A 10,030-nucleotide genomic window follows, 5' to 3' on the forward strand; every position below is an offset into this window, starting at 1 on the left:
CTAAAGAACAGTTGAATGATTATGTCTATCAGCGTTACGCTCAAGCAAAAAACTTTGAGCCTGGGCACCAGTGCATAATTTCAGCCAAAAACAATGGTGACTGGGAACACTTCAATTATGAAGACCTGATGTTCATCATGCCGGAAGGTGCATTTGGAATTGGTAAAGATTTTGTTTCATTGCAACATATTTTTCCACTTGATGAAAACTCAATAGAAGCTTGGTTAGGCGGAACACAAAACCGAAAATCTATCTTTGATCACTTTAATCTTTTTGAAGATGATGGGTCCCGTGTCATTATCAAAAAGCATGTACCGAGACATAACATAAATACATTCTTGGCAATCGCTGGAGTGACGGATCATATTCAGGCCATCCTAATGGGGCGTGTTGATATCACCCAGAATAAACACTATCAGCATCAGGTCGAATCACAGTCCTATCAGACCGCTTCTCTAGCAATCAATATGCTGGAAAAGGCTTATGATGAGAACATTCAAGCTCTCACGAAGAGTTTCCAGCTATCACTCTTTACTACGCAGCAGAAGCCCTGCATTCCGGTCAACCTACCCTCCCCCAGAACTGAGGTTAGCCGCAGAATGGCAGCTCTATCACGGTCTTCCAAGACGGTAAAAAACACAGGTGTTGGAAACGTTAAATTAACAACCTCACTAATGATAAATCCTGAGCTCAATACCGAGCATAATCTGAAGCAGAACATGCAGACTTTTGGTGAAACAACTGCTGAGGTTGTGGACTATATAACTGGCACAATGTCCGATAAGTTTCTGCCTGAACTAAAACGTGCACATGACAAGTTAGTACAACAAAATTTGGCTGATAAGGCGAAATCACTGCTTCAACGCCATGCAAAACTGCATCCTCTTGGATTTGGAGCCTGTACGAGAGATGTAGCTCGCTGGGGTTGTCCTCATGCGCTTAAGTGTCAGTCTGGTCTACCTTGTGGCTACTTCACTCTTACAGGTCGTCTTGGCGAAGCGGAAGAAGCATCACGACGTTTATCAAACAAGCGAAAAGAAATCATTCAACTCCGTAAGTTGACTATAGTGAATCCAGGCTTCATGCTGGCTTTAAAAGAACAGGAAGAAGCTCTCATCGTGCTCGAGGCTCTTGAAGCTGATGCTATAAAGGTTCAAGGCGAGAAAAAACTGGTTTCCCTGTTTTCTGATGATCTGAACAACCCATTATATAAAGTTATTGAGCGAATTAATAAACAAATGCTAATTGGCAAAACCCCAAAAACCCTAGCTGATCTTTTCTTTATTGAACAGAAACGTATAGAGAGAAATAATAATGGCTAAGACCCCACGCAGTCGCAATGCAGACGATAAAGTCATTCAGGGTAAGGAACTTGATGCTTACATCAAAGCCGAGCTACAAGCCATGGTGCAAGAGGGACTGGAAAAATCCCCAATTCAGCCATCCACGTTACATGCCCGTCTTAAAGCCAAAGGAATAGTTAAAGGTGGCATTAGTACCCTCACCTCTCGAAAAATTATCATCAATAATTACAGGCTTCGCCAGCATAACAACTATGAAGATGGTAAACGAGAGTTGACAACAGATGAAAAGGCTAAATTGGCTATGGGGCGAACCGGCGCTGCTTATATAAGTAAGGCAAATCGTCTTGATGCTGAAATTATAGCATTGAAAGCTAAATATGAACGAAATGTACTGGCGCTCGCCGACATCATTGAGTATATCGACAACGCAACTCCTATCAAAGTTGAGGACATGCTTGCAGACGATCTCATTCGAGAACTTGCTGAGCGCAAAAGAAATTCAAGAATGAGCTAATGAGTAAACGCCCTACTCTATTCGTAAAATTAGCGCGCTAATTATCAATACTCCCTCTTCTATGTCCTTTATGTCGAAGGGAGTCTTCCATTCTAATGGCGATTTGGCTCTTTACACCAGTTTAATGCTGCACTTTATTACCTTCTAAAAGATCAATAGCCTTTTGTAGAACATCAGTTGTTACCACCATGTTTTACACCTGAAGACGTTTTGAGTGCTTCGATAAGATTACTTCGCTCTTCCTCTGTCATCCGGGATATGAGTAATGCAAGTTCTGCTGTGGTCTGATCATCACAAAAAAAGTAGTTTAACGGCACGTTTAACTCTGACGCCATCCGTCGAAGCGTATCAATATCGGGGACATGCCGCCCTTTCTCATAATGATTCATACGACTGCTAGCCGAAGCGGGATCAAACCCAACAAGGAGGCCCAGTGAGCGCTGTGATAAACCCGCCCTGCATCTCGCTTCCTTAAGTCGTTCTGGTATCGGATTTTTTTCAGACACTGATTCATCTTCATTGGCCTCGAATGCTTAGATTGTCTAAGTATCTGCCATTGTTGTATACTTAGCAATCCTAAGTTAACAGCCTTGTTTTAGCCCTATGAATAGTCGAGTAACCAACCCTGAGTCGTACATATTTTCTGCAATCATTTATATTGGGAAGGATAACTTCACCAGTAACGATGTAGCGAAAATTCTTATCGAGCGATTTTCATTTCAAAAAACTTTTTTTAAGGCAAAAGCTTTTACTTATAACCAGATTCAACGTCTGGTTAGAAATGGATTATTAAGTAAAGTACGAAAAGTAGGCGTATATCAATATTCATACTCAAGAACATCTGAATTTAATGTTGCAATAGAAAGTGTGGATTTAATTGAGGCAACATCAAGTTCTTCTTGTCAACTTGTTTCAAATGCAACCAGCAATGAAAACAGCAACGTAAACATTAAAATAGAGTCTCTTATTGAAAAATACAGCAGTGAGTTGGCAAAAGTAACAGGAGCAAAGGAGATTTATGAAGAATTAATCATTGCTGTGCCGAGTAGAGAGGATGAATTTAGGAAACTTTCCTTTGAACAAGAAAAAAAACACATTAAGATAAATGAAAAAATAAACACATTAATTAGTATCGTTAATGAATCTGTTTCGATAAAGCAATGAGTGTTTATAACTATTTGAAGCTAAATGGAACCATGAAGAAGAGAGGGCAAAGCCTTGCCCTCTCCATCTCATGCACTGATAAATCATCATAAAAATGATCATTAACAGCACGTACCACTATATGCTAGTCCGTAATAAATATAATCCCAGCCGACCCCATATGCAACCTTTCAATCTGCACTGCTACTCATTAAACAACGAGTTCATCATTACACCTTATAAGCTGTAAAGTAAAAAAACTCCCTACAGGCTGTTTTTTTACAATTATTGAACATATTTTAAACTAATCAACATGGTCACCTACTTATGGATACTGCATTTCCAGTTAAACTTCTCAGTCAGTTACGCCCGCTTTTAATTGGTTTTCGTAAATCGAAAGGATTAACTCAAAGAGAATTATCTGCCAGATTGGGTGTGACTCAGCAGACTTACGCTCGTCTTGAGGCAAATCCTTCAAAGGCAAGTTTTCAGCGACTCTACAAAGTGTTAAATATTTTAGGAGTGGAGATGTCCCTTAATTCTGCGCCTATTTTAACGGATGCAAGAACTTCAAAATTTGTAGAAAAAGAGTTTGATTTACCGGCAAGGAGTGAAGATTGGTGATAGTTGCGCGTATGCAAAACGATGGGTGAAGAAGCTTTAGGACCTCATCTAAATGTTTCTTCAATCAAACCTTGATACCTATTGCATCACATTTAAATCAGAAAGTGTGTGTCATAATTCCTGTAACTTCGATGTAAATGCAACTTTCGTGAATTTCGAAGGAACGCCACATGGCTGTTATCCGCCACGTCAGTATTCAGAATTCTCGGTCCATTGGGCTACCCCCACGCCCGTAGATAAATTGTGTCTTCACGACGAGGCCTATTCGAAGGCCTCAGGACTGACGCCGCCGAGATGACTGTGGCGTCGGGCCCAGTTGTAGAACATTTCAATGTAATCGAAGATATACTCCCGGGCCATATCACATGTTATATATATGTGTTTCCTGAACCGTTCTTTTTTCAGCGAACTGAAGAACGATTCGGCCACCGCATTATCCCAGCAGTTGCCGCAAAATGGCATGATAGCGCGGTTATGGGTGGCGTGGTTTAAAATTTAAATCCTAACGTGTTTGAACATATGGTGAAAACAGTGATCTACCACAGGGATCCCCAGCTAATTCCTTTATAGCAGTATATCTTAATGTGGCTTCGCAACTACCCACAAATCATCAGGGCCGAGATAGCTCAGATTGATCTGGCCGTTATTCATAGCGACCGTCGCTCGCACAAGTCCTCGCCGATTAAGGTTAAGAGGGTGTTGTAGCAGACCAATCGCGTGCCCATCTGGTGCAAGCACTAGCGGTTGTCCGTTCCAATGAAAGAGACCGACTGGAGTTCCGGAAGGCGCCGGAACATCGAACCAATTGACGTTTCCAAGATAATCTCGCCGCGCCCAAGAAAGGTTGTCTGACGGAGCAAATTCCTGGATGAATTCGAGCCATATAGTCCGAGCTTCGGCCGTTGGCCAGTTTGGTTGTGCCGAATAGACAGCGAGACCAGGTGAACGCAACCAATCGCGCAATTCCGCCCCGTTCGTGAAGTTAGCAGCCGTATCGGTGACGGCTTTGATGGCCGCCTGTCGTGAATTAAAACCCGCCTGGATCAGTATTGAGGCTGAGCGGTTCATCGTCCCCGTTTCGACAGCTGGAACAGCAAGGCCGAGTTCATAATCTTCCAACGCTAGTGCTGGCATGCCAACGGTATCACCGTTGGCGGCGGCACGTACCCGCAACGCCTCCATAGCCCAAGGAAGACGATAGCCCAGACCGCCCTCAATAAATTGCAATGCGTCTACCTCCTCTCCGGCGATCATCATTGCCAACGGATGCCCAAGCAGCCAACCTCTGAGGATTTCACGCCAATTCGCCGGGAGCGTGTCTGGTTCAAACGGATAAAAGGTGAACACGCGTTCGGCGATATCTGTGATCGCAGTGATTGCAGCCTCATGATCTGATACAACCAAGGCTGCATTAGCTTGCATGAGCAGATTGTTCGCCTCCGGTGCAATTGCATCCAGCGCACGTCCAGCTTCAAGGCCAAGCCCAGCCAGAAAATAACCACGCCGTGTGACGGCAGTCGAATTCGCCCAGATATAACGGCTCCGAGTAAACAGCGCGGTGCGATAGGCAGCCCGTGATTCGTCGTTAACACGCAGCAGGCGGCGTTGCCAGAGTGAAGATTGGAGAATACTGTCGAGAGCGGTCTCGATCTGGTCATCGGGTACATCGGCCTCACCAATGAGACTGAGAATGGCGGTATCTAGTGTCGCCATATGGCGATCCCACTCTTTCAGCGCCTGCTCTCGCTCATCAACCTTTTCACCGGCAACCTCTGGGAAGACCCACGCAGCAGCATTATTGACAACATAGTCGATCAAATGGTCGAGATCACCGCCGATGTGAGAGTGCATGCGGCTCAGCAGCGAGAAGATGAGCTGGATGAGCCCGCTTTCCATCTCACGAGCACCGTGGTCTTCTATCAGATTGACCCATTTGTTGTGCTTCCTGTTATTCACATCTTCAAAGATGGGATAGAGAACAAGGCCTTCTACATCAATATAAGCACGGCCTGCTCGGCCGATGACATTCTTGAATTCCGAAACCTTGATCATTTCACCGTGCCGGTAGAGCGAGTGCATGACGACCGCTGTCGCCGAGAGATTGAGTCCCTGCGCCAGAGTCGGCGATGAGATCGTGACCTTGAGTATACCTTCTCGCAGAAGGCGCTCGATTTCCTTGCGATAAGCTGTCGGCAAGGCACCATGGTGAAGAGCCACACCAAGCCGAAGGCATTTCAGAATATAGCTGTCTGTCCCAAGCCATTCCTCACCGAGTGCTATAGCGATCTGCAAAGTGGTCAATTCGACTGTTAGCAAAGACTCGAGTGCACCGCGCGAGTGCAAGTCAACGATGACCTTGGCAAATGGTTCGACGCTGCGACGCTCTGGGCAATAGATCAACACTGTCTGACCATCTCTGACTAGACGCCATGCGGTTGCAAGGCTCAACTCCTGCTGATTGTCCGGAAAGAGTCGGTTGCGACGCTTCTTCGGTGGTACGAACAGCGGCGGTGCCGCACCAGTCAGAAATCTGGGCACAAATGGCCTTTCCTCACCAACGCGAAGATTTAGGCGCGCTGTCGGCGAATTCCAAGTGACCTCGCCGAACCGCAAACGCGTCGGACGCCAATCGTTCTTAATGGGACCTCCCGGTTGATCGCGCCGTAGCCACGCCGAGAAGTCTTCCATTTGATCTCCGTCCGGAAGAATTGCCGATAGACAGACTATGCGGCGTTGATCTGCGTCCTTACGACGTAAGAGGCGCTGAATCTGAACCTCGTAACGAACTTCGCGCTCACCTGAACCAATCATATGGCCCTCATCGAAAACGAGCAAGCCCACATCGTCGAGCAGTGACGGATCGTTCCTCAAGGCGAAATCGAGCTTCTCTGGGGTTGCGACAACAATATCACGCCCGCGGATGGCATCTTCGTCGAAGCCGGACACTCCGATACTGCCATAAAGGGCAGAAATGGTCTTGCCGAGTGGCCCGAAGGTACGCTGAAGTGTGGCTTCGGTTTGCGCAGATAGAGCGCGAAGCGGGGTCACGACAATGGCACGCCTCCCACCGGCTAAACATCTCAGAATAGACAATTCAGCGATGCGGGTCTTACCTGCGCTGGTCGGCAACGAAACAACGAGGTTGTCGGTCTGGTTGACAGCTCGCGATGCCGCTTCAATCTGCGACGGCCACAAGTCGACCTCTGCCCTTGGGCGTCGAGCGAGCAAGCCAATAAAGAGTTCACGAAGGACAGGCCATGAAGGGGCAACGCCGCCAGCGGGAAGCAGCGGAACTTTTTCGTGGAAGGTGTTCGACCAGAAATCTTTAAGCAGATGGATAGCAATCCGGTGCACCCACCATTGCGGTATAAGGTTCAGCTCCCCGCAGATATCGAGGTTTTCACGAAGCTGGGCGATCGCTTTTTCGAGAAGAGTATATTCACCGCGATCTAGGGCGAGCAGGAACATCGAAAAGGCACCGAAGAAAACATCTGTCAGTGCGAGATTCAGGCCTTCGAAAAGAAAGTCCTTTCCATCTCGTTCCGCCGCATCGGCAACGATGGACTCGGTGAGATGCTGCTGTAAGAATGTCGTAATGGTCGCATCAGATCCACGACCATCGAGACGAAAGGTATATACGCGTGTACGCAGCGAATTGATATCTCGGCGTATCAACAGAGTTAGCGCATGCTCGATCGGCGAGAAATTTGCTTCATCGGCCACAATTGCGAGGAGGGAATAGGCCCGGGCAGAAAGGTGCGCGAGGTGATAACTGGCAGCTGCAAGGAGAAAATGGAAATCGCGATCAGCTTCTTCGCGATTGCCGTTGGCCATGACCGACTCAAGCGCTGTCGCCGCCTGTTCGAATGCGATCCGTGCTTGATTCGGGTCGCCATCTGACTCTAAAAGGCGCAGACCTAGTCCAAGCAAACCATACGCGTAACTGTGAAGATCGAAGCTGAGTTGAGCCGAGAAATCCGGCGCACCAGGAGGAAGAACACCGTCACGCCAGATCATTGCACGTGCCTGACCTCGTGCAATTAGCCTGCCGCGAAAGCCGACCGTCGCCGCGTCCGTTATAGCAGCAATGATAGCATCAGGGGTTGTTGGCATCGGCAATTACTCGATCGTAGACGGCTCCGACAAAAGCAGCATGGTTGTCGATATGCAAACCGACACCCCATTGTCCAATCGGGCCAGGATAGGCCTGTAGCGCCTGTGTTAGGAGCGTCTGTGGTGGGTTACCTGAAAACGTGAAGAGTAGATGTTTAACGCTCTCGGGCGGGATACCGTGCCGGTAGAGTGCCTCGTCGATTGCGTCTACGAGCGGTGCATCGGTGCCTATCTCCATAAGTCTGGCCGAGATAAAAGATAACGCATGCGACGAGGGAAGGCCGCTATCCTTATCTAAGCCGCTCCGAGCCTCCTCAAGCGTTTGAGCGCGCAGGTTAATACGGCTTTTAGCTTCTGTTTTCAGGAAGCTGAGTCGCTGTGTTTCAGCGTCGAGAAGCATACCGATGACATCATCGCCGCGCATTGCCATATTTCGATGATCCTTCCAGCGCAGTCTTTTGATAGGCGCTCGATAACCGCTGTACGCATCAATCCATTCTGTTGCATAGATCTCGCCAAGGTCACCCGACCTAATATGCGCAGTTTGCGGAAGGAGATCGTTGAGCATTTGAGCAGCTGCTGTCTTACCTAACTTCGCAAGCGCGGCGGCAATCCGCTCCTCTGTAGTGTAGTGGGCGGGGATAGCCCTAGCTGTCATCTGAATGCCAGTCGCAATTTCTCCTGGCCGGCCCGTCATGACTCGAACATGGTGATTACCTAATGGCATGTCAGCCGAGTCGCACCAATCATAGAACGGGACCATACCCTACTCCTTAATTCGAAAAAGGTTAGACTTCATGCGATGACCCTTTTTTCACTAACAACCATTCGTAGAGCGATTGCACCTTGGAAGTTGGGTGTAACATTTCTGCAAATGTAGGTTTTAGTCGTATGCTGAGACCCGGGTATAACCGTCAGTTAATTCGTCCGCTGCCCCAGTCAATGAAAAATTGATGGGAATTTTAACAGTTTGTAAGCCTAATAGGCAGTGATCTCCCAATACTTTTACGATTGTCGAAAAAAATCATTGTCTTATGCGTTTTTTGCTCCTCCCTCTGTTTTGGGTACCCCCGTGTCCGTAGATGAAACTAGCTGAAACTTGTACAAGATACACTTTCATCGTAAGGAAATCCTATACATATAGAATCGGTGACGTGAATTAAACTGTGCCATACATTGGACTGGCTGTTGAGCTACACAAAATCAGGGATGAATATCTCTCAGGCCCCTATCAATCCTTGCTGCGATTTTACTGGTAGGAGATACTCCTGAAACTAAGAAGTGTCGATTCAGATTATGGTGCCTTTCGAAAATTGAGATATCTTATAAAATGGGGGCCAGGCCAATCACTTTTGTGATAATAAAGCCAGTATAAAGTGGTTCCAAAATCCTTTAAGATCTTGGAACCATAATGAAAATCACATCAGATCCAAAATTTCTGCAAAACTATTAATTGAATAATCCGGTTTAACTCTTGAAAATGATTCCTTCAGTTGCTCTTCTCTTTCAACATCTTTATCAGTCCAGTGTGTTATTTTCACTAAAATTTCCCATAGCTCGGGAGCAAACTGACGACCATAGCGAGCCCAAACAGCTTTCATTCCAATAGACTTTGCCATTGATATATCTTTAGTAATAGAGTCACCAACATATACCGCATCTTTAATATCTACATTTTCAGTGAGACAAATGTGCTCCAAGAGTTTTGGGTTAGGCTTAGATTCAGCACTAGATAACCTTATAATAAAATCATCTTTTACTGAAATAACTTTTGCGTTTTTAGGATTGGGGTGGAGATTGTGATTGTCTTCAATTGTGTAAAGGTGATCAAAAAAATCAATGACATCAAGCTTATAAAGGCGATACAAAGAATTATATTCTAAAGATTCAGTATGACCGACAATCTTAACACCACGCTCCCTTAAAATATTTAAAGTATCCCTGACAGTAGGGTATAATTTCAATGTATGATTGCGCTTTGAGCTAAAAGCAGAAAATACTCGCGTGAGTTTTTTTTGTAATAAAATCTTATCATTGGTCCCAAAATAAGAAATAACAGATGGCAACTCTAGAGTAGCAAACGGTTTTTCAGAATTACCAAACCTCTGATGAATGACCTTATACTCGGACAAAAGTATATCTAAAGGAACATTTATCTCCTTTGATAGTTCCTCAGCCATAGCACTAAATGATTGGGAATAAAAACTTACCCAATCGTACAGTGTATTATCCAAATCGGTGATAAGTAATTTCATGATAAACCTTCAATAGCATAGGTTGCCGTTTCATTTGCTCCGTTCTGTCTATCGAGCTTGAAAAATTTGAACGCTAG

At 45.9% G+C, this 10,030-nt stretch carries 8 protein-coding genes and 1 pseudogene; 4 read left to right on the plus strand and 5 right to left on the minus strand.

The genetic code is table 11. The annotated features are described in order from the left end of the window. Both SIK97_RS00620 and SIK97_RS00625 read left to right on the plus strand, forming a co-directional pair. The coding region (locus SIK97_RS00620; RefSeq protein ID WP_319610908.1) for a hypothetical protein at positions 1-1,322 on the plus strand (1,322 nt) is incomplete at its 5' end. Next, positions 1,315-1,818, plus strand: coding sequence for a hypothetical protein (locus SIK97_RS00625; protein WP_001140767.1), 504 nt, complete (start codon positions 1,315-1,317; stop codon positions 1,816-1,818). The genes SIK97_RS00620 and SIK97_RS00625, both read left to right, overlap by 8 nt. A gap of 173 nt (positions 1,819-1,991) precedes the next feature. On the opposite strand, the gene SIK97_RS00630 is transcribed toward SIK97_RS00625, so the two are convergent. Beyond that, positions 1,992-2,324 (minus strand): helix-turn-helix domain-containing protein, encoded by a 333-nt coding sequence (locus SIK97_RS00630; protein WP_071598204.1) that lies wholly within the window; start codon positions 2,322-2,324, stop codon positions 1,992-1,994. Between the two features lie 97 nt (positions 2,325-2,421). Here SIK97_RS00630 and SIK97_RS00635 point away from each other — a divergent pair, with 97 nt between their 5' ends. Then, on the plus strand, positions 2,422-2,982 hold the full coding sequence (locus tag SIK97_RS00635; protein WP_004016094.1) for a hypothetical protein: 561 nt from the start codon (positions 2,422-2,424) through the stop codon (positions 2,980-2,982). 306 nt (positions 2,983-3,288) lie between these two features. Beyond that, the gene (locus SIK97_RS00640) at positions 3,289-3,585 is read left to right on the plus strand and encodes a helix-turn-helix domain-containing protein (RefSeq protein WP_001542733.1); all 297 of its coding nucleotides are present in this window, start codon (positions 3,289-3,291) and stop codon (positions 3,583-3,585) included. A gap of 261 nt (positions 3,586-3,846) precedes the next feature. Here the strand turns inward: SIK97_RS00640 and SIK97_RS00645 are convergent. The 4 genes and pseudogenes from SIK97_RS00645 to SIK97_RS00660 form a co-directional block, all read right to left on the minus strand. Then, positions 3,847-4,035 (minus strand): annotated as a pseudogene (locus tag SIK97_RS00645) (IS3 family transposase); the annotation flags it as partial. Between the two features lie 129 nt (positions 4,036-4,164). Beyond that, entirely contained in the window at positions 4,165-7,698 is a 3,534-nt protein-coding gene (locus SIK97_RS00650) for a DEAD/DEAH box helicase (protein WP_032677266.1), read from the minus strand. Continuing rightward, positions 7,682-8,461 (minus strand): Hachiman antiphage defense system protein HamA, encoded by a 780-nt coding sequence (locus SIK97_RS00655; protein ID WP_057173943.1) that lies wholly within the window; start codon positions 8,459-8,461, stop codon positions 7,682-7,684. Before SIK97_RS00655 ends, SIK97_RS00650 begins: the two co-directional genes overlap by 17 nt. 655 nt (positions 8,462-9,116) lie before the next feature. After that, on the minus strand, positions 9,117-9,953 hold the full coding sequence (locus SIK97_RS00660) for an HAD family hydrolase (RefSeq protein WP_000770925.1): 837 nt from the start codon (positions 9,951-9,953) through the stop codon (positions 9,117-9,119). Positions 9,954-10,030 lie beyond the last annotated feature (77 nt).

The organism is Klebsiella sp. JN_Kp126, from assembly GCF_033843325.1.
Classification (GTDB): domain Bacteria; phylum Pseudomonadota; class Gammaproteobacteria; order Enterobacterales; family Enterobacteriaceae; genus Klebsiella; species Klebsiella michiganensis.